This is a genomic window from Flavobacterium piscis, from assembly GCF_001686925.1.
GTDB classification, from domain to species: Bacteria; Bacteroidota; Bacteroidia; order Flavobacteriales; family Flavobacteriaceae; genus Flavobacterium; species Flavobacterium piscis.
Genome location: NZ_LVEN01000010.1, coordinates 63,779 through 85,539, shown reverse-complemented (window position 1 = coordinate 85,539; position 21,761 = coordinate 63,779). Strand labels below are relative to the sequence as shown.

Annotated in this window: 19 protein-coding genes; 8 read left to right on the top strand and 11 right to left on the bottom strand. The window is 32.4% G+C overall.

All coding sequences use genetic code 11. From position 1 onward, the window contains the following. Window positions 1-220 precede the first annotated feature (220 nt). The 3 genes from FLP_RS05915 to FLP_RS05905 all read left to right on the top strand — a co-directional run bounded on the left by FLP_RS05915 (window position 221) and on the right by FLP_RS05905 (window position 3,668). Window positions 221-904, top strand: a complete 684-nt coding sequence (locus FLP_RS05915) for a response regulator transcription factor (RefSeq protein WP_041518469.1) — start codon at window positions 221-223, stop codon at window positions 902-904. 219 nt (window positions 905-1,123) lie between these two features. Further along, window positions 1,124-2,203, top strand: coding sequence for a sensor histidine kinase (locus tag FLP_RS05910; RefSeq protein ID WP_065448601.1), 1,080 nt, complete (start codon window positions 1,124-1,126; stop codon window positions 2,201-2,203). Between the two features lie 169 nt (window positions 2,204-2,372). After that, window positions 2,373-3,668 (top strand): porin, encoded by a 1,296-nt coding sequence (locus FLP_RS05905; protein WP_065448600.1) that lies wholly within the window; start codon window positions 2,373-2,375, stop codon window positions 3,666-3,668. A 2-nt stretch (window positions 3,669-3,670) separates the two neighbouring features. Here FLP_RS05905 and FLP_RS05900 read toward each other — a convergent pair whose 3' ends face one another. The 4 genes from FLP_RS05900 to FLP_RS05885 all read right to left on the bottom strand — a co-directional run bounded on the left by FLP_RS05900 (window position 3,671) and on the right by FLP_RS05885 (window position 9,518). Next, entirely contained in the window at window positions 3,671-4,741 is a 1,071-nt protein-coding gene (locus FLP_RS05900) for a glycosyltransferase (protein ID WP_065448599.1), read from the bottom strand. Between the two features lie 211 nt (window positions 4,742-4,952). Then, window positions 4,953-5,486, bottom strand: coding sequence for a hypothetical protein (locus FLP_RS05895; RefSeq protein WP_065448598.1), 534 nt, complete (start codon window positions 5,484-5,486; stop codon window positions 4,953-4,955). A 63-nt stretch (window positions 5,487-5,549) separates the two neighbouring features. Then, window positions 5,550-8,981, bottom strand: a complete 3,432-nt coding sequence (locus FLP_RS05890; RefSeq protein WP_065448597.1) for a hypothetical protein — start codon at window positions 8,979-8,981, stop codon at window positions 5,550-5,552. Between the two features lie 306 nt (window positions 8,982-9,287). Then, a complete protein-coding gene (locus FLP_RS05885) occupies window positions 9,288-9,518 on the bottom strand; it encodes a DUF5808 domain-containing protein (protein ID WP_065448596.1) in 231 nt (76 codons plus the stop codon). Between the two features lie 374 nt (window positions 9,519-9,892). On the opposite strand from FLP_RS05885, the gene FLP_RS05880 reads away from it, so the two are divergent. From FLP_RS05880 to FLP_RS05870, 3 genes are all read left to right on the top strand, one after another. After that, window positions 9,893-10,234 carry a helix-turn-helix transcriptional regulator gene (locus FLP_RS05880; protein ID WP_065448595.1) on the top strand — a complete coding sequence of 114 codons (342 nt, stop codon included), beginning with the start codon at window positions 9,893-9,895 and terminating at the stop codon, window positions 10,232-10,234. Window positions 10,235-10,272: 38 nt separating this feature from the next. After that, entirely contained in the window at window positions 10,273-11,334 is a 1,062-nt protein-coding gene (locus FLP_RS05875) for a helix-turn-helix domain-containing protein (protein WP_065448594.1), read from the top strand. Window positions 11,335-11,449: 115 nt separating this feature from the next. Continuing rightward, a complete protein-coding gene (locus tag FLP_RS05870) occupies window positions 11,450-13,627 on the top strand; it encodes an outer membrane beta-barrel family protein (RefSeq protein WP_065448593.1) in 2,178 nt (725 codons plus the stop codon). A 516-nt stretch (window positions 13,628-14,143) separates the two neighbouring features. On the opposite strand, the gene FLP_RS05865 is transcribed toward FLP_RS05870, so the two are convergent. The 5 genes from FLP_RS05865 to FLP_RS05845 all read right to left on the bottom strand — a co-directional run bounded on the left by FLP_RS05865 (window position 14,144) and on the right by FLP_RS05845 (window position 18,075). Then, window positions 14,144-15,745, bottom strand: a complete 1,602-nt coding sequence (locus FLP_RS05865; RefSeq protein WP_243397585.1) for a peptidase domain-containing ABC transporter — start codon at window positions 15,743-15,745, stop codon at window positions 14,144-14,146. Next, on the bottom strand, window positions 15,714-16,298 hold the full coding sequence (locus tag FLP_RS25740; RefSeq protein ID WP_243397584.1) for a cysteine peptidase family C39 domain-containing protein: 585 nt from the start codon (window positions 16,296-16,298) through the stop codon (window positions 15,714-15,716). Before FLP_RS25740 ends, FLP_RS05865 begins: the two co-directional genes overlap by 32 nt. Continuing rightward, complete coding sequence (locus tag FLP_RS05860) at window positions 16,298-16,819, bottom strand: peroxiredoxin family protein (RefSeq protein WP_065448592.1); 522 nt, start codon at window positions 16,817-16,819, stop codon at window positions 16,298-16,300. Before FLP_RS05860 ends, FLP_RS25740 begins: the two co-directional genes overlap by 1 nt. Window positions 16,820-16,827: 8 nt before the next feature. Next, window positions 16,828-17,457 (bottom strand): hypothetical protein, encoded by a 630-nt coding sequence (locus tag FLP_RS05855; RefSeq protein ID WP_065448591.1) that lies wholly within the window; start codon window positions 17,455-17,457, stop codon window positions 16,828-16,830. A gap of 378 nt (window positions 17,458-17,835) precedes the next feature. Beyond that, window positions 17,836-18,075: a hypothetical protein gene (locus FLP_RS05845; protein ID WP_065448589.1), complete on the bottom strand. Its 240-nt coding sequence runs from the start codon at window positions 18,073-18,075 to the stop codon at window positions 17,836-17,838. Between the two features lie 140 nt (window positions 18,076-18,215). Between FLP_RS05845 and FLP_RS05840 the strand changes: the two genes are divergently transcribed. Next, entirely contained in the window at window positions 18,216-18,569 is a 354-nt protein-coding gene (locus FLP_RS05840) for a helix-turn-helix domain-containing protein (RefSeq protein ID WP_158596275.1), read from the top strand. Between the two features lie 76 nt (window positions 18,570-18,645). On the opposite strand, the gene FLP_RS05835 is transcribed toward FLP_RS05840, so the two are convergent. Beyond that, entirely contained in the window at window positions 18,646-19,908 is a 1,263-nt protein-coding gene (locus FLP_RS05835) for an aspartate kinase (protein ID WP_065448587.1), read from the bottom strand. Between the two features lie 73 nt (window positions 19,909-19,981). Then, window positions 19,982-20,470 (bottom strand): GNAT family N-acetyltransferase, encoded by a 489-nt coding sequence (locus FLP_RS05830; protein ID WP_065448586.1) that lies wholly within the window; start codon window positions 20,468-20,470, stop codon window positions 19,982-19,984. Between the two features lie 262 nt (window positions 20,471-20,732). On the opposite strand from FLP_RS05830, the gene fbp reads away from it, so the two are divergent. Next, window positions 20,733-21,740, top strand: a complete 1,008-nt coding sequence (gene fbp, locus FLP_RS05825; protein WP_065448585.1) for a class 1 fructose-bisphosphatase — start codon at window positions 20,733-20,735, stop codon at window positions 21,738-21,740. Window positions 21,741-21,761 lie beyond the last annotated feature (21 nt).

The window sequence follows — 21,761 nt, the reverse complement described above, 5'->3', positions numbered from 1 at the left end:
TTGATTTATTTTTGTGCAAAGAAAGAAACGCTGTGTAAAGTTCATGTTAGGCACTTGTTATGTTTTTGTGTCTTGTAGATTATCAAATTGTTACCAGATTAAATTACCGTTAACCGCAATTTTTAACGGTTATTTTGTTAGTATATTTACGCTGTGAAATAAAAAACATCGAATGTTTAACGAAGAAAATTTGATGTAAAAATCTCAATTTTTGCTATTTATGAAAAAAACACAAACCAAGATTTTATTAGTTGACGATGAACCAGATATCTTAGAAATCGTTGGCTATAACCTTGCTCAGGAAGGCTACCAGATTGTTACGGCTTCAAATGGAAAAGAAGCAATAGCAAAGGCTCAGAAAGAATTACCGGACCTAATTATTATGGATGTAATGATGGCCGAAATGGATGGAATGGAAGCTTGCGAACACATTAGAAAAATCCCTGAATTAAATAATGTTATCATAACATTCTTAACTGCCAGAAGCGAAGATTACTCACAAGTTGCTGGTTTTGATGCAGGTGCAGATGACTATATTACCAAACCAATAAAACCAAAATTATTGGTGAGCAAAGTAAAGGCTTTGTTAAGAAGGTTAAAAGAACAAGAAGTTGTTAGTGATACCTTAAATGTCGGCGGAATCGAGATTAACCGTGAAGAATATAAGATCATAAAAGGCAATGTAGAAATTGCTTTACCAAGAAAAGAATTCGAATTATTTTATTTATTGGCTTCAAAACCCGGAAAAGTTTTTAAAAGAGACGAAATTCTGGATAAAGTTTGGGGTAATGAAGTGGTAGTAGGAGGAAGAACAATCGATGTTCACATCAGAAAATTACGCGAAAAAATAGGCGAAGATCTTTTTAAAACCATAAAAGGTGTTGGTTACAAATTTGAAGTCTAGACATTCAATAAATATTTGAACCATATAAGTTATATAAGTTCATTTAAATTAGTACAACATACTTTTCGAATCAAAGGTTATCTTTGTCAAAGTTCAAAACTTTGACAAAGATTTCTTTTTTTAAGTTCTTAATGTAATCATACAATTGCGCTTTACTTTAAATGAACTTATATAACTTATATGGTAAAAATATAATCTCTTAATGGTTCAATAATCTCAATGAAAATTAATTTTAAAAAAACATACAAATTTGCTGTAAAGTCAGCATTATATATCAGTCTTTTCGGAACAGGATTTGTGCTGATCCTGATGAATTTATTTTATAAAAATCAGCTAAAACATCAGGTGGCATTTGGAATCGTTTTCATTATTTCGATTTATATTTTCTCCTTTTTGGTCTTGCAATATCGTGTAGAACGCTTTATTTACAGACGAGTAAAGAAAATCTACGATGAGGTTTCTTTATTAGAATCAACAACACTAATAAATCAACCCATAACTACTGATATGGAAACGCTTTCGCGTGAAGTAAAAAAGTTTGCTACCGATAAAAAACTCGAAATCGAAATGCTGGAAATTCGTGAACAATACCGTAGAGAGTTTTTAGGAAATGTTTCGCACGAACTTAAAACGCCTTTGTTTACGGTTCAGGGTTATGTTTCGACTTTACTGGATGGAGCAATGGATGATAAAACCATTAGAAAGAAATATTTGAAACGTGCCGAAAAAGGAGTTGAACGTCTCATCTATATAGTGGAAGATTTAGACATGATTACCAAACTCGAGTCAGGAGACCTGGATTTGAATATGACTGATTTTAATATTGTTGAACTTATTCAGAATGTCTTTGATTTGTTGGAAATGAAAGCTGACAAAAAGAAAATCAAACTGGCTTTTGAAAGCAAAAATGTACAATCGGTTATTGTGCGTGGTGATCAGGACAGGATTCAGCAAGTTTTAGAAAACCTGCTTGTTAATTCTATTAAATATGGTAAAGACGGAGGTTTAACCGAAGTTGGTGTTGTAAACTTAACCAAGAAAAAGGTCTTAATCCGAATTAGTGATAACGGAGAAGGAGTAGAGAAACAAAATATCCCAAGACTTTTCGAGCGTTTTTACAGAGTAGATAAAAGCGGAACCCGCTCAGAGGGTGGTTCTGGTCTTGGATTAGCCATAGTAAAACATATTATCGAAGCGCATAAAGAGAAAGTATACGTCGAAAGTGAATTCGGAATTGGTTCTGAATTTTCTTTTACACTCGAAAAAGCACATAAAACAGTAAAAGCGGAAGTTAAATAATTGTGATCTGATTTTTGTTAAGTGCCGCAAAACATGGGATTTTAACAATTAACTAAACTACGCCAAAACTTCGTAACATTAAATTTTTATTATAGTAACATCTTGTTAATGATTTCTTAACATAGGTGAGTCATCTTTGCACCTTGAAATTAAGGGAATTAGAGAAAGGATGATAAAAAGAAAAATTTTAGCCGTTTTGTTACTCATAACTTGCGCATCAAATGCACAAGAATTAAATAAACAGGATGTAAAAAACGAAGTAATGCGTATTTTAGATTCTATTAATAAAGCGAAACTTCCGGATACCAAATCCGGAGTTAGTAGCGAAGAACATTGGTACGACAGGATTTCCTTAAGAGGATATGCTCAAATACGATACAATGGACTTTTTTCTACAAATGATAAAGTTTCCTGCGATCAATGTGATAAATCCTGGGGAACAACTTCTACAGATCCTGATGCAAAAGCCAACAACGGACTTTTTATTCGTCGTGCGCGTTTGGTATTTTCAGGCCAGGTTCACCCCAATGTGTTTTTCTATTTCCAACCTGATTTTGCGAGTTCGCCAAGTACAGGAATTCAGAATTTTGTTCAGATTAGGGATTTGTATTTTGACCTTTCTTTTGATAAGAAAAAGGAATATCGCGTACGTGTAGGACAAAGTAAGATTCCCTATGGTTTCGAGAATATGCAGTCCAGTTCGCAGCGTTTGGCATTAGATCGTAATGATGCGATGAACAGTGCTATACTAAACGAACGTGATTTGGGGTTGTTTTTTTATTGGGCTCCGGCCGAAATCAGGGAACGTTTTAATATGCTGGTAAAAGACGGTTATAAAGGTTCAGGCGATTTTGGAGTTTTTGCCTTTGGAGTTTATAATGGTCAAATTGCCAATAAACTGGATGGTAACAGAGATTTGAATGTGGTTGCAAGAGCAACGTATCCTTTTGTAATAGGCAGTCAGATTATAGAACCCGGAATTCAGGCTTATACCGGAAAATGGGCATTTACAGGCGAAATTTCACCGGGAGTAAAAGTAAATGATCCGCAATATGTAAAAGACCAGAGAGTGGGCGCAACTTTTGTTTTGTACCCAAGACCTTTCGGAATCCAGACAGAATATAATATAGGTACAGGCCCAAGATACAATACGGTAACCAATACAGTTGATGAAACCGATTTAAATGGCGGTTATGTATTGTTGAATTATAAATTAGATATCAAAAAACAGCATATTTATCCTTTTGCCAAATTTCAATATTATGACGGAGGAAAAAAATACGAAAAAGACGCTAGAAGTTATGTTGTTAGAGATTATGAAATTGGTATAGAATGGCAGCCTTTTAAAGCTTTTGAATTTACAGCAGAATACGTTATTGCCGACAGAACTTTTGAAGACAGCGTGCTGCCAATCAACCGTCAGCAAGGAAATTTGTTGCGATTACAAGCACAGTTTAATTTCTAAAACTAATCTTCGAAAACGGCAAATAACGAATCCCAGTCGATATCTTCGTTAAACTGAGTTAAACCTTTAAACGACTTTACTTTTGAAAGATCTTCAATCGTAAAGTCGTTTTGCATTGCATACGGTACCAGATTTTCTTCCTGAAGTTTTATCGCCAAATACTCTTGTTCATATTGCCCCGGAGTTGGTATAAAAAAGGCTTTTTTGCCTAGTTTAGCCAAATCCATTACTGTGGTATAACCGGAACGGCATAAAACAAAATCACTTTCATTAAAAGTTTGTTCCAGTTGTTTTGAGTTCATGAAATTGTAATACGTTACATTTCCAGCCTGCCATTTGGTTTGGGTTTTCTCAACAATGCCTTGTATAAAAACAACTTTGCCTTTATAATCAGCGACTTCTTTTTGTAATTTTTCGTCTAAATAAGTGCGTTGAGGTTCAGGACCGGACAAAATTACCATCAGGTCATATAATTTTGGAGTTTCCTTTTTGCGCATTCTGCTTAAAGGACCAATGTATTTTAAATTGAGGTGAGTAGTTTTAAGATGCCCCAGATCGCCGGTTAAATTTACCGCGTCATTAGTATCCGGAACCCAGCATTGATTGTATTTTTTTATAATGTATTGATGGCATTTACTCGTAAACCAGGTCGTATTTCCAGTCATGACATTCAATTGATGCGTCATAAACACAGATGGAATTTTTTTACTGAAAACACCCAATCGATTATCCGAGATAATGCCGTCAATTCCGTGTTTTTTGATCCAGCGGTTCACCATTTTTTTCTCGTCTAAAATAGCAACGATCATTTTAGGCAGGCTTTTAATCAATTTCCATTTAAAGTTTTTACCATTTTTAGCATATTCAATATGATAAGAAGGCAGCTCAAGTGTTTGTATGTACGGGAATTCTTTACGGAGTAACGCCAAAGCAACTCCATCAGAAGCTATAATTGGGATGAAATTTTTTTCCTGAAGCGCTTTTATAATGGGGATACACCTTGTGGCATGGCCAAGTCCCCAGTTTAATGGAGCAACTAAAATTGTTTTGTTCGCAGAATAGTCAATGCTCATAGTTTAACGCTTTTTAAAAACGAAGATAGAGAAATAAGCTTTTTGTGTTATTTCGTACATATTACTAAATTATTAACTCTGATTTAAGCTTCTAAGTTTCTAAGCCTCTAAGATGCTAAGTTTTTTGCTTGTTAAATAAAAAAACCGAACTGTAGTTCGGTTTTTCTATTAATCTTAGCGCCTTAGTAGATTAGCATCTCAGTATCTTTAACTAATCCTGAATATACGTTTTATTTCCGTTTTTATTAATGTAGTATTTACCGCCTTTTGGTCCCGTATATACTTTTTTACCATTGTATTCTCCCGTAACTTTATCCGCTACTTTTGGAGCTTTCTCTGTGGTTTCTTTTAATGTTTTAGTGGCTGTTTTTTTAGTAGCGGTAGCATCTTTCTTAGCTACAGTTGCTTTGGCATCGGCTTTTTTGGCATCAGCTTTAGCTCCATCTGCTGCTGCAGTTGCTTTTTTAGAAGCTTTAGTGGCATCGCTTTTTGCTTTAGCAGCTTCTTTGTCGGCTGCTTTTTTGGTTGCTGCAGTGCTTGCTGCCGAAGCATCAGTGGCTTCTTTGGCTGCTTTTTTTGCTTTAGTAGCTTCTTTTTTTGCATCTGATGCCGCTTTGTCAGCAGTTGCTTTTTTCTTTTTAGCAGCAGTTTCAGTTTTGCTTTTTGTGTCTTTTACAGCTGTTTCCTGAGCATAAAAATTAGAAGACAAAACCACCATAAAACAAAGTAATAATAATTTTTTCATAAGGTTACGGTTTTAAATTTCAATTAAAATTAATCAATTTATGAATACATTTTTCGTAAAGTGTTAAAAATAAGCGCGAAGCTGAATGTTGCCCGTATGAACAACCGCTGAAGTCTCAGCTTTTCGGCCTTGATAATTTAAATTTACATCCAGAAACTGTGTTATGTTTTTCTGTAAAAGCAATTTCCAGACTAAATTTTGTCCTTCCTGAAGTCCTTCCAGCATCTGAAAACCTACAGATGAAAATTCATTGCCGTTAAACTTGTTTTGATAAAAAGAAAATTCTCCATTCAGGGTGACCTTTTTCTCTCCCGCAAACGAAAAGGAAGTTCCAAGTCTGTTTTGCACTAAAGTTTCGAAATTCCCAATCTGGTTTTCTTTGTTTTGAAATTCATAAAAGAAATCTAAACTGGTATTTTTAGAAAACAAATAACTGATTTTTGGTGCTACCTGATAGCCTTTTAGATCATAGTTTTTTTCGACAAAATCTTCAGAAACTAAATTGGTACTTATTGTTTTGGTAAAGAAATTAAACAGCCAGCTTTTTTGATACAAATGAGTATATTGCAATTGGTTTGAACTGTTTCTAACATTTTGAGATCCTATCGAAAGCAAATTCTTCCCTTTATTAATAAGATAAGTGTAGGTTACAGAATGTTTTTGCTTTCCGCGATTGTAATACAAACTGTTTCTAAAACTCGAATTCAATCCCAGAATATTTTCTTCAGATGAATCAAACGGATTCAGTTCTAAACGTTCGCCTCTGCTTTTTACTTTTCGATCCATAATAAACGAAGTTTGATTGTAAAAATAGGAAGCAAGTTTTTTAAACCCTGTTTCGTTTTGCCATTGCAGCGGATTCAAAGCAACAGATTGAGAAAATTTATTCTGGTTGGTTTTAATATAAATTTGATTAGGCAAAAAGATTCTAACATATTTTGCCTGATCCGCAAATGCAGCAATTTCAAACTCTTCCAATTCCTGAATTCCGTTGCCATTATAATCGTTCCAGGTATAAACCCCTTGTCCTGTTGGAACTTCTACGTAGGTAAATTCTTGTTGCGCAATGGTTCCTGAACTGGTTTCGTAAGTCGTCCCGATTTGCATAAACTGGTTAAAGAAGCGATCATTATATAATATTCTCGAATTTAAGGAAGGTTCGTTTTTTCGGGATGAATTAATGAAATCTAAATTACGATAACTCGCATAAACCGCTAAATCGGTTGTTTTATTCTGAATCAATTTTGACTTTAAGTAATACGTTTGCGAATTGTTTACATGTTGTAACAATCCGTTTTGCAAACTATCATTTCGACGCTGCAAATAACCTAGTTCTACAAAAACTTTGGTGCTGTCACCACGTCCAACAAAAGCACCGTATTCTGTGAATTTTTGGCTTAAAGCCGAAAACTGATTGCTAATTTTATCCCGTTGCTGGTTGTTTTCGAGTTGCATACTGGCGCCAATCCAGTTTTTGCCAAAGTGATATTTGGTTCTGGTTTGATTTCTGATAAATTTAGAAGTCGAACTTGTGGCATCACTATTTAAAAAACTCCCCTGATTTTCTATCGTCCATTGTTTTAGTTTGAAGAGGGCGGTCGTAGTATGTCTTGCCCCCGAATAACTTTCAGAATAATCTAATTTTTCAAATTGATAGGTAAACAGTCCAATATTTGAGGTTTGTTTTTTAGCAAATAAATCAAAATTCAAACCCGTAACCAATAAACTCTGATTGCCTAAAAGTGCTTCATTTAAATTCCAGTCCCTATTAAATTCAATATTATACAATCGCTCCACAGATCTAAAATCTTCCTGAACAAATTGGTAGTTAGCAAAACCGTCTAAAGTCCATTCTTTCGTAAAAAGACGTTTTTTAATGTTGGTTTTAAGGGCAATTCCGCTATTGTCGCCGTCATCGATTTTCGAAAAAAGGTTTTTATCGTTGTTGCTTATGGCAATTTCAAAGTCAACCAGCGTTTTTTCATCAGGATTGTATTTTCCTAAAAATGTGGCTACCTGCAATTTTATTGGGGCAACCAATTGTACAAGAGGCTCATAATTTCCTTCCAGAATTCCGTTTACAGGAGCAACATATACATAAATACGTTCTACCGAATTGTTGTTCTGAATAATATAATTTCCGGCATTATTGCCTACAAGACTAAATTTTACATTATACAAAACATTGCTGGCATCATTCGAGTATTCGTAAGCTTCAACCGCATTGACGAGTATTTTTTTGTACAGGATTTTATTATCAGCATAACTTTCTTCGTAAGCAGATGGCGCTTTCATTAAATTAATATTATCACCGGCCTGACTTAAAATCCCGACCTGCTCTGTAGAAAGATTTTGTTGCAATGGCTGGTTTTTCATATCATTTTCTGAATAAATATAGCCGCCAAAACTCCAGTTTTTATTTTCGTGTGTTGCCCCGGCGTAGGTTACGAGTCGGTTATAATTTCGTTCAGAATATTGGTATTCAACATTAATTCGCATTTCAGAAGTAATTGTAAAAAGCGAAGTAAACGTAATTTCTCCGGCATTATAATCAATAACATAATCATTGTTTTCGCCACGTTTTAGCAAAACACCATTTACATAAACCCGTTCAGATCCTGAAATAACCAGAACATACAACTCACCGTTTTGACCTTTTAATTTATACGGTCCCTGATTGCCTTCCTGGCCTGTAAAAGTACTTTTGGCGTATTGCCCTTTTACAAAAGCCACCGAGGCAAAAATATTAGTTTTGCTTTCCTCTGTACCAAAATTAAAACTGGTTGAAAGGCCTTGTACTTTTTTATTAAAATTTAAAAATTGGGTTTTTCTGTTCTCCAAAAAAACATCTCCCGCACGAATGTTCCAGTCATTGCTGAATAATTCAATAAAAATATTATCAAATTGATCGAGTTTTTGCGAATAACCGCCATCCTGCAACGGTATGTTATTGTCCTGAAGTGAAGCCCGAATACTAATTTTATCAGAAATTTTTCCGGTAATCTGAAGATCTAAATTAGAGTTTAAAACTGTATTTTGATTGTTCCCCACCGTAACGCCGCGAGTAATACTTCCTGAAGTTTGTAAGCCATCAAATGGCGTAACTTTTTTAGTGTTGGTATTATCAATTCGGTATAATTTTTCAGAACCAATATCATTGGTCACCACCTGATCTGATTTGTACAGACTGTATTCTTTGGTTAAGAAATCAGGATATTTTAGATAATTTACAATTAAAGTATCCGAAACTGAACCGGCATTTTCATTCAAAATCAAAGTTCCTTTTTGAAAATCAATCTTATAAAAACTGGAATCTAAAGGTTCGTTTTTAGTATTTAATATTTTGAAAAAAGCAGAATTGATACTAACTTCTTCGAGATGAATCGTATCCCGGCTTATAATTACTTTTTTGGTTTTGTACGATGATTCCGTTTCCTGTGCCTGAAGGCCGGAATACCAGATCAAAACCGTTAAAAACAGTAATTTTTTCAACATAAATACTTTAACTCTAAAAAATCAAAAGTAGTATTTATAATTGGGAAATTCCGAGTCTGTATTTTGGAGATTGAATGTGTGTTTTTCGATCTATTTTCTGGTTTTTATCTGACTGAACATCGAGATCGAAATTAATAGTGCCAATACAATTGATGTCCCGGATTTTATCATGTTGCCGGTGTGATCCGGGCTATAAAAAAAGTATGCTAAATACAGACAGCTTATAATAGCCATGCTATATTTGAATAGGAAGAATTTCATGTGGTAATGAATATTAATCAGGAGTAATTACCCGGTTTTTTGAATTTAAGTGTTGGTGTGTTCTGTCAGAATAAGAAGAATTGCAATTACAATCAAAGCTATAAAAACAGAATTTGGATTGGCAAAATTAATCGTCCAGCCCAATTCTTTTATTCCTTTAGGAGGAAACAATCTATTGTCTTTTGGATTATAATAAAACATTCCCCAAATCCAGTTATCAGGATCATTATTCCATTCGTTTTGATTTTCCTGATCAGGTTTATTGTTGATCCCCATGATTTTTTTAGCACTTTAAAGTTATTATTACGAACTAATTTGCAGAGGTATTTTTAACGATACTTTTTTGAAAATCGGTAGCCAAGCGCAATAACTATTATTAAAAGACATAAAAACAATGATGGATTACTCATGTTATTTAGATTTTAGGGGTTAAATTTTTTAATAGATCTTATCCTTGATTTCAGGTAATTTCTATTTGTTTTTTGGCAAGTCTAAATTACTGTTTTGTAAGGCTTGTTATTATGTGATTATCGGGTATTTTAATACGTAATTTATAGTTGTTTTTTTATTTAAAAATAAAAGTCTTTTTTTGTGAGTATATTTTTATAAAATCGCCCTCTATTGGTTTATAAGGAAAAATACCATAAAATATGAATGTTGTTGTAGGTAATAAACTTAAAATACTACGAAAGAATAAAAAAATGTCACAAGAAGAAGTGGCAGATTGTCTTCATATATCACAATCAGCATATGCCAGAATGGAAAGCGGCGAAAGCAGTTCATGGGCAAATCATATCTTAACCATTTGTAAAATTTTTGGAATAACTCCGGAAGACTTACTAAAAGTAGATCTCAATAATAGGGGAGTATCTTCTATTAATGATGCAGATCAATTATCCGATCAGATCATTGAGCAATATGAGGAGCGTATCAAAGAATTGAAAAAAGTGATTAAGGATTTGAAAGAGGATAAAAAATCTTTAAAGTCATAATTTTTTTTAGCTTTGTGAAGATAAAACAAACTTAAATTATGGATGCCAGTAAAGAACTCTTATTCTTTTTTAGTGCATTAGGAGTTTTTAATGGAATTATTTTAAGTGTGTATTTCTTCTTTTTTACCAAAAAAAAGTTGCTGACCAATTATTTTTTGGGTGCATTATTATTCGCATTAATTATCAGAATTGGAAAATCGGTATTTGTATATTTTCATCCCACATTGCCTAGATTATATTTACAAATTGGGTTAACTGCTTGCTTTTTTATTGGTCCCTTTTTATATTATTTCCTGAAATCAGCCGTTGCTGAAATTAATATAATGCCGAAATCCTGGAAACTCATACTTTTATTCTGGGCGACACTTATTATTACTGTTGGCATTATATTTCCATATGAATATTACCCAAAACTCTGGCGCGGTTATTTTATAAAAATCATTTATTTTCAATGGTTTGTTTATGTTGTTTTTTCATGTCATACTATTAAAGGTATATTGGCGAAAATCATAAACAGAAAACACAAAACAACTCCGGCAGAAATGTGGTTCGGGATGCTTTTTCTGGGCAATTTTCTTTTATTTCTTTTTTATTTTCTTGCCATAATGGGTGCTCCGGCCGCTACTTATATTAGTGGAGCAATTGTTTTTTCGATTCTGTTCTATTTAATTATTTCTATCCTTTTATACCGAAAAAGAACCGATGATTTGTTTTTATTAAATGGTCCCAAAACTTCGGGCAAAAAAATAGATTCAGTCGAAGCCACAATTTTATCCGCAAAACTGGAAAAAATAATGATCGAAAAAGAATGGTATAAAAATTCCAATCTGAGTTTACAGGATTTGTCTCAGGAACTCAATATTTCAAGTCATCAATTGTCGCAGTTTTTAAACAATAACCTGAATAAGAATTTTACCAGTTTTGTAAACGAATTCAGAATAAAGGAAGCTTGCAAAATCATTACATCAAATGATAAACTGACGTTAGAATCTGTAGGTTATGATGTTGGTTTCAATTCTAAATCGACTTTTTTCGCAGCCTTTAAAAAACATACCGGTACTACACCGCTAAACTACCAACTTCAGGCTTTACAGGCTTAAAGGTTAGTATGAATTTATAAATTTGTACTCCTGATTTCTCTTTTGATTACCTCGTTTGGCGATTTACAATAGACTTTTGTTACAAACAAAGTCAAATTTTAAATCACCAATTCTTATGAGGTTTCCAGTTACTGTTTTCATTCACATCTATTGTTTTCTTTTTTATGCCTTAGCAATAAAAGCACAATCTAAGCAAACCATTTCCGAGAAAATTACAGATCCAAGCAATGAATTGAATGAAGTTGTCATTAAAAAACAAACGTCATTATTAAAGTATGGCGCAAACGGAAATATTGATGTGAATGTCGCCAACACTTTGCTTTCGACAAGCAGTTCTGTTAATGAATTATTAGGCAGAGTTCCGAATGTTATTGTAGCCGAAGGACAGATTAGTGTTCTGGGAAAAGGCGAAGCGATTATTTACCTTAACGGAATATTGATTAATTATGAGCGTTTTGCCGCAATTCCGGTTTCGCAAATTTTAAAGATTGAAGTAATCTCCAATCCTTCTTCAAAATATGATGCCGAAGGAAAAGCAGTCATTAATATTATTACCAAAAAAAATATCGAAAACGGAATATTAGGAAGTGCAAGTCAGCAAATTACAGTTTCAGAATTCGCAGGAACAAGTACCAATACATTGCTGGATTTTAATTATACCAAAGGTAAATTTTCGTTTATAACCAACTACGGATTGCAATTGGGCAAAGGCCGCGAATTGTTATATACAACCAGAACGCGACCTAATCCAGAGGAATATATGCAATCTGAATTAACTACAGATTGGAAAAGACAGTTTAATAATTACTCTAATTTTGGGTTTGGATTGCAATATGTTTTTTCTGAAAAGAATTATATCTCCTTGGCCTATAGCGGTAATATTGAAGATTTAGGCGGAGTTGTAGAAAGCCGAAATTCCATCAGTAATAATGTTGGAAACAGCTTTTATGCCACGGATATTGCTAAAAATGATGTGCTGCTGAATCAGTTCATTAATCTAAATTATAATGCTATAACAGATAGTAAAGGTTCGTCGTTATTTATAGGAACGCAATACTCTAATTATAACGGAATTGTAAAAGATTTTATTGATGAAAATAGTTTGGTCGAAGAAAGAAATACTGAAAAGTATTTGAAGAATAATGTTGAAAATACAATTGATATTATAAGCATTCAGGCAGATTATTCTAAAAAGATAAATGAAAATACAAAGCTCGAAACCGGAGCAAAATTTAGCAATGCGAAAGTACAATCAGGAACAGATTTCCTGATTTCTGATGTAGAAAATGGGGAATTTGAACCTGATGATCAACTTTCGAGTGATTTTAAATACGTTGAAAAAATCAGTGCGGTTTATTTTAATTATGGAAGTTCATTAGGAAAGAAGTTTAATTTTTCTTTTGGCGCACGAGGCGAATGGACAAGTTATAATTTGCACACTACTGCAAACGGGATTCAGGAATTCAAAAAAAGTTATGCCAACTTTTTCCCGAATGTGTTACTAAATATGGATGTTTCAGATGATTTGAAAGCGCATGTATCGTATGTTTCCAGAATAACAAGACCACGATATCAGGGTTTGAATCCGTTTGTTATTTATCAGGATCCGTTTACGACTATAGAAGGAAATCCGAATTTATTGCCCGAAAAAGTTCATACCTTTGAAATTGGTGCGATGTACAAAAAGTTCGATTTTAGAATAGGATATTCCTATAAAATCGATCCAATTTCTGGAGCTGCTTTGCGTGGCGATACGCCCAACAGTTATATTTTGAGATCATTAAATATAGAAAAAGAAGATACTTTTTTTACTTCGCTTTCAAGATCATTTACAAACAAATGGTGGAATTCAACAAATACAATTAGTATGAATTTAAGTAAATCGATCGATAATTTTTATGAATATGCTTTGGGTCCGGTCAAACCTCAAATCTATCTGTATTCGAATAATACATTTACGATTCCGAATCTTTTTAAAATACAATTATTAGCGTGGTATTTGGGCGATAAGAGTTACGGATTGCGAAGTGAAAATAGCAGGTCGACAGTTACTGTAGGAATCGAAAGAAACTTTTTTAAAGAGGCGCTAAAACTCAATTTTACCGCAAATGATATCTTTCATGACTTTATGGTTTCCGGTAATTATGACGTAGGACAAACCGAAATATATTATCACAGAACGTATACCACCAATTACTTTAAATTGATTGCCACTTATAGTTTTGGAAATTCAAAAAAGGCAACGTATAAAAAATCAGAAATTGAGCAGAGTGAGAATAACAGGGCGAGATAGTTAAAGACTATACATTCATTAAATGTTTTTTTTTGTTAAGAAGTTTTCGGAAATTTCATTCCCCAACGCAATAAAAACAAGCTAATAAAACAAAGTAAAAGCGCCAGATACATTTTTGGATCGGCTTTGTGAAGCGCTATTTTTTCTGTAAAAGATTCATGATCCTCAAAAAACATAATCCTAAATAATATTACTATATAAAGAGGGCTTATGATATAATTGATAATAAAACGCGTAGTTCTGGTTTTCATAATAGCAAAATGCTTTTAATTCACTTTTTCAAAACTACATACTATTTATGAAATTCCTTATGCGATAAACGCATAAAATGGGTTATAAGAAAGGCTTCACAATTATGCGAAGCCTTTCTTAAATATATTTGAATTGAAATAATTATCTGTTTTTTATTAAAAATTAAATCTATTAAAGAAACAAAATTATAGATCCAAGCTGTATTTTCCATTCTCATAATCGTCTACTATTTTTTTTTGCTTTACTATCATGATTGTTTGTTTTTTAAATTATTTCCTGCCAATAATTGCTGTAAAAATTACTTGTTTTCATTAACTCATCGTGATTGCCAGATTTTGTTATAGTTTTATTTTCTAAGATATAAATGTTGTCTGCTATGTTTTTAAGCTTATTCAATCGGTGTGAGATAAATAAAATGGCACAATTTGGTTTTATTTTTTGAAACAGATTCATGGTGAAGTTTTCTGTATTTCTATCCATTGCTGAGGTAGCTTCGTCAAGAATTAAAAATTGTGGTTTTTTGTATAAAGCTCTTGCCACAGCAATAACTTGTTTTTGTCCGCCGCTTAGATTAATGCCTTCTTCACCAATAATTGTGGCTAAACCTTGTGGTAATTGATTGAAAAAATCTTCAAATCGATATTCCTGAATAAAATTAAATACGTTTTCGGGAGAGTCACTCGTTCCTAAAAGGATATTATCAATTACGTTCCCATTGAATATTGTAATTTCCTGAGGAATCACACCCAATAAATCTCTATAGTTTTTAAGGCCAATCTTGTGAAGTTTATGTTTGTTATTTACAATTATATTTCCATTTTCAAACGAATAAAAGCGTTGTAAGATCTGTCCCAATGTACTTTTTCCACTTCCACTTTCTCCAACTATAGCCGTAAATTTTCCTTTTTCAATTTCTATGTTTAAATCGTGAAAAAGTTCACTTCTTCCTGCAAATCTAAAGGATAGGTTTTGGATTGAGATTTGGTTGATTTCATTAATTTCTACTCCTTCTTCGTTTTCTTTTTTTATAGTTGCAAATTCATACATTCTATTAAAAGCAATTTTGGCTTCATTTATTGGGATTGATATTAAAGCCAAATTTGCGATTGATGGTAGCAATGAACCTACAATTCCTAAAATTGCCATTAACTCACCAATCTTAATTTCCTTATTAAATACTTGGATTGATGTATAAATCAAAATTCCAATTGAAAAAAGAACACTGGCAAATCCAGATTGCCACGAAAGAGTGATATTTATTTTTCCAAGATTGAATATTTTTTCTTGATAATTTGCAAAAATATATTCGTTTAATTGTTTGAAAACAGCTTGTTTATTATCGTTTTTTATGGTCGAAATTCCTTGAATAGTATTGATATAATTACTTTCGTTGATTGCATAACTTTGCATGATTTCCGTTTGTGACTCAATTATTTTTTTATTGTTTCTATAAATTATAAAAAAATAAATGGGTAAACAAAATAAAGACATCAAACCCAGTTTCCAAGAATAGCTAAACAGGAATATTAACGATATAATAGCAACTAAAACATCTATTATTAAGGTGCTCGAGAACATTCTAATAACACTTTGTATGCGCTGTGTATCATTTAATCTCGCTACAAGGTCTCCAGCTTTTCTGCTGTCAAAAAAGGATTTTGGGAGGTGTAAAAGTGAGGAAATAAAGGTATTGTTTATTCGGTTATTGAAATCCTTTGATTGCCTTAGTGAAAAATATTGTCTTAAAACAGCAATTGCAACTCTGGCTAAAAGTAAAATGGTTAATAATAGAATTCCGGAGATTAGCTTTTTGATATTATGTGACGGAAGAATATCATCGATTAATTTCTGTGAAAATAATGCCATTGACATTCCTAAACCTGCAATAAAGACCCCTAATAAAATAGAAATCCAAATAATTATAATCTTCCTTTAATAAGTCAAGAAACCATTTTATCTGAGTTTTTTTAGCTTTCTTTTCAGTTATGAAATTTTCATTTGGCGCTAGTATTAAACAAGTTTTTGAAGCCCATTTTTTTTCTAATTCGTGTATCGATAAAAGGTATATTCCTTTTGAAGGATCTCCAATTAGAAATCCTTCTTTTTCATTATAACCATAACAAACTATATAATGGTGTAATTTATTTTCGATTATTACATGTAAAATTACAGGTTGTTTATGGTCAATCAGAGCTTGAATATCGGCTTCGCAACCATCAGCCGTGAAATCTAGTTGGTTTGCTGCCTGATGCAAACCCAGCATTGTAGTTCCTTGCTTCGTTGTACCGCTTAATTCTCTAATTTTTTCTACAGAATTACTGCCTTTATAAAACTTTATAACTGATAATAAACAAGCAACACCACAATCTGATTGATCAAGTTGCAATGTATGGGTTTTTTCAATATATTTTAAGTTCATTATTCAGTTTCCAATTTTTTAATCAAAATTTCTGGTTTTGTTTGTCCTTTTATTTTCTCAAGTAAATTGAAGTTTTTATCATAAAGTACTAAACAAGGTAGTGTAGTAACGTCAAATGTAGAAGCGAAAGTAACTTTGCTATCACATAAAAAATAAACATTATCATAATTGGACAATTGATGTTTTTGAGAAAATAATTTTATGTTTTCTGGTTTTTCAAATGACACAAAAATCAATTGAAAATTTTTTAAGCTTTTAATATTGTCTTTAATCATTTTAGCTTCTTCATTGCAAAACTCACATTCAGTACTAAAATAAATGAAAATAGTTGCGTTCTCTTTTTTTAAGTTTTGATTGCTAAAAATTCCTCCTTTAATGTTTTGGTAAGAAAATTCGGGAATGGTTTTTATGTTTTGAGCTATTTCATTTTTGTGATTTATTTTAGATGTTATTTGATAACTTAATAAAATAAGAATGACTATAAATAATAATACTAACAGAGACTTGAAATGTATTTTCATTTTGTGATTTAACTATAATTAAGTGTAAAAAACATTACTGTGGCAACCCATAGCAATAAACAGGGTACATAACTTAAGCCAACAATTTTTAATCCATAATCGGTATTTGTATTGGTTAATTCGCCAATTTGAAATCCTAAATAAATTACATAAGAAAGTTCAAATAAGTTGAGCACTTGAAAGGGATAAATAAACCAAGCTTCCAAATCTTTATATCCTATAATGTTTAAAGCTGATAGCGGATAGAAATTTTGAATGTCATCTAATGTATAGCTGGTTTGGAAAAAATAAAACCAGATAATTTTAATGATTGGGACTAAAATGAAAATGAATTCTGCTTTTATTACCACATTCCAAGAATTTTTAAATTTTGTTTCTTTTGTAAATAGGAATAAGCCAATGTACAGTGTTGTGGCGATTATTAAGGTTTTAACTAAAATTATTAATGGAATGTATAGATGATTTAACCAATGCCACTTATCTTGGAATTCAAAATAGCTGTTTATTTGATCTTTAGACAAAAAATCGATTAAAAAATTACGAAGAAGATCTTTTAAATTGATAATTTCATTTGTTATTTCTGTTATAATGATATAAGAAATCGAAAGTAAACCATATCTAAGTAAAGTGTTTTTCATTTATTAGATGTATTGCTTTTTGTGAAAAACGCATTATTCATTTATGAACAATGCGTTTAAATTTAAAAATATTTTATTGTAATAAATTGCTTACTTGTTCGTTTTTAGGCTATTTCATTTATAAAGTAGATATAAATCCTAATGTTAAATAGAGCGGATGATAAATAAGATAATTTACTTTAAAATATGTTTCCACTGAATAAAACTCCCAATAGCTAATAATAGCATTGCTAAAGCATTAAATAGAAAATATAAGTCCTTAGTTTGTAAATATCTATTAATATGGTAACCTGTAAGCCCACATGCTGTGAATAAAAGAACAAAGTAGAGCCATTTCTTAAATTGTAAATTCAGTTTTTTCATTTTACAAGATTATTTTTAGCATGCTCGTGCAGTTCCGATAGAGCCAACTATGAAACTCGCAGCAAAAAGAGCAGCGCCGCCTGTAGTAACAACTGCGGCGGCACCTACAACTGTTAGAGCTAATCCAGTCAAACCTATTCCGCAATCAAGACTAATTCTTCTCCCATCATCAAATGTTCCATCATATTGGTCTGCTTCCATTGCTTGTTGACCACCTATTAAAATCTCCATTTGTTTCAATTCTAGTTTTTTCATAATTATAAGATTTAAGAGTTAATATTTTTCAAATTTACAATGAGTCAGAAAAAAGTCTCAACCTGAAATCGGTTTTTTAAAACCTAAAAACGAACTATTGTAAAATATTTCTTATGTTTACTTTTGTAAAAATGTTAATTATGAATAGAATTATAGGAAAAAAGCTTAAAACGCTACGGCAATCTAAAAAATTATCACAAGAGCAAATGGCAGATTTTTTACATATATCATTATCTGCTTATGCAAGAATGGAACGAGGCGAAAGTAGTTCGTGGGCAAGTCATTTTAATAAAATCTGTGAGGTTTTTGAAATAACACCGGAAGATTTGGTGAGGAAGGAATCAAAATCTTCATTAAGTGAAAATTTAATAAATGAAGAACGGTTGACTGAAGTTGCTATGCTTAGTGTTTATCGAAAAATAATCAAACAATATGAATTGCAAATTGAAGATTTGAAAATCATTATTAGAAATTTAAATAAGGGCAAAAATTAAACAAAAAGGCTTCACAATTATGCGAAGCCTTTCTTAAATGTATTTGAATTGAAATAATTAACTTTATAAAAAAGATTTAGTTATTAATCTCTTTCGTAACAATTTGCATCGTCTCGCGGCTTACTTGTTTTAGTAAAACAGTTTTGTTTGCTTCAACAGTTTCGGCGGCATTTTCTGTAAAGTGACGAATCGTATATAAAGTCACATTCTCATTATAATCAACTTTGAATTTTTTCGAAAGAATCGCATTCAATTCATTAAAGTTTTCGAATTTATCTTCTACGCAAACAGAAAAGCTAATAGCTGAATTCTGAATCAGATTCACTTTTATTTTGAATTCATGAAACAAAGCAAAAATCTCACTGATGTTTTCTTCCATAATAAAAGAGAAATCAATTGATGAAAGTGAGATCAAAAGCTGGTTTCTTTTTACAATAAAACAAGGATATTGTGGCTCCAAATCAACACCTTTAGAAACGCAGGTTCCTTTTAATAATGGGTTGATGAATGATTTTACGTACAACGGAATTTCTTTTTTCTGTAGTGGCTGTAACGTTTTTGGGTGAATGACCGTTGCGCCGTAAAAAGCCAATTCGATCGCTTCACGATACGAGATTTGGTTCAGTAAACTTGCATTTTCAAAATAGCGCGGATCTGCATTCATAACTCCCGGAACGTCTTTCCAGATCGTTACACTTTCGGCATTTAGGCAATAAGCAAAAATTCCGGCCGTATAATCAGAACCTTCACGACCAAGAGTTGTAGTAAAGTTATTCTCATCCGCGCCTAAAAATCCTTGTGTAATGTTTAATATTTTGCGTTTTACATTTTTGCTGATCAATTGCTGAGTAGCTTCCCAATCAACTTCGGCATCTCTGTAATTAGCATTTGTTTTAATGAAGTTACGAACGTCCAGCCATTGTGTCTGAATTCCTCTGTAATTCATATAATGACTTAAGATCGTAGTCGAAATCAATTCTCCAAAACTTACAATCTGATCGTAAACAAAATTGTAATTAGGCGATTTGTTATGCGCCAGGAAATATTCTAATTCAGAAAACTGCGCTTTTACAGCAGTAAAAACCTCATGTTTTTCATCCTCAAATAAATCTAATAAAATTTGATTGTGATATTTTTTTATTTCTTGTACCGATGAATTCAACTCTGTCGATTTATCAAAATAATTCTTGATCACAACTTCAAGAGCATTTGTAGTTTTTCCCATCGCCGAAACGACCAAAATTACATCTTCATAACCTACTTTTTGTAAAACGTCGTATACGTTTTTAATTCCATCGGCATCTTTAACTGATGCTCCACCAAATTTAAATACTCTCATTTTTAATTTTAGATTTCAGGTTTTAGATTTCAGATTCGGGGTTTGAGTGAAATCTGGTTTTATTTATTTTATTTTATAATTTTTCTAGGAACGAATTAATTCCGTTTTCGTCCATTTGAACTACTTGCCAGTCTTCCAGAATTCTGGCGCCTGAATTTTTGTAAAAATTAACGGCTGGCATATTCCAGGCCAGAACATTCCATTCAACTCTGCGAACATTATCTTTTTTGCCTTGTTTCATGATTTCGGCATAAAGAGCAGATCCTAGACCTGTGCCGCGCATTTTTTCTTTTACGATTAAATCTTCAAGATGTATGGTTTTTCCTTTCCAGGTAGAGTAGCGATAATAATAAAGAGCGATTCCAACTATTTCTTTGTTGCTTGATTCATCTTCAATTTCTGCTACAAAAACATTAAATAATGGTTTTTCACCAAAACCGTCACGTACTAAATCCTCTACAGTAATGACAACGGCTTCCGGTTCTTTTTCGAATATTGCCAACTCCTGTATTAATCCCAAAACCGATTCCATGTCTTCAGGATTTCCTTTTCTAATATTCATATTATGTAATTTATTTTAATCCTAAATATACTATTCCCTCTTTATATTTAAAAAATTTGTTTGTACGAATTTCTTGTAAGGGCAATTCATATATTCTTATTATTAAGCGTTTATTAGCTAAAAATGTATTTTTTTATTTGATACTTCCCGCTTTTAATTAGCAAATATACAATAGTGGCAAACTAACAAAATAATTTTTGAAGCATTCTCACAAAAAAAGCGATATTTGTGACTTATAATCAAAAACTATAACGATATAGCAATGGAAGAACGCAATAAAACACTAGGAGAGTTTATTATTGAGAACCAAAAAGCATTTCAGTATTCGTCGGGAGAGCTTTCCCGAATTATCAACTCTATACGTTTGGCGGCCAAAGTCGTCAACTATAAAGTAAACAAAGCCGGATTGGTGGATATTATTGGCGCTGCAGGCGAACAAAATATTCAGGGCGAAGACCAACAAAAATTAGATGTGTATGCAAACGAAGTATTTATCCAGACGTTAATAAACCGTGAGATTGTCTGTGGTATTGCTTCAGAAGAAAACGACGAATTTATTACTGTCAAGGGGAGCGACAACAGTAATAATAATAAGTACGTGATCTTAATGGATCCGCTTGACGGATCTTCAAACATTGATGTAAATGTTTCTGTAGGAACTATTTTTTCTGTTTTTAGAAGAATTACACCTATCGGAACCCCGGTAACAAGCGAGGATTTTTTACAACCGGGAATCAATCAAGTTGCAGCAGGTTATGTAATTTATGGCACTTCGACCATGTTGGTGTACACAACCGGTCATGGCGTAAATGGTTTTACACTGAATCCGGCAATTGGTACATTTTATCTTTCACATCCTAATATGAAATTTCCACAAAACGGAAACATCTATTCAGTAAACGAAGGAAATTATGTTCATTTTCCGCAAGGAGTAAAAAACTACATTAAATATTGCCAAAGAGAAGAAGAAGACAGACCATATACTTCAAGATATATCGGAAGTTTAGTTTCTGATTTTCATCGCAATATGATCAAAGGCGGAATTTATTTGTATCCCACAAGTTCAAAAGCACCAAAAGGGAAATTACGTTTATTATATGAATGTAATCCAATGGCATTTATCGCTGAACAGGCAGGAGGAAAGGCAACTGATGGTTTTGGAAGAATTATGGAAATCCAGCCAACAGAATTGCATGAAAGAGTTCCTTTTTTCTGCGGAAGTTATAATATGGTCGAAAAAGCAGAGCAATTTATGGCAGAAGCTTTATAGTATTCAGTCTCAGTCTCAGTT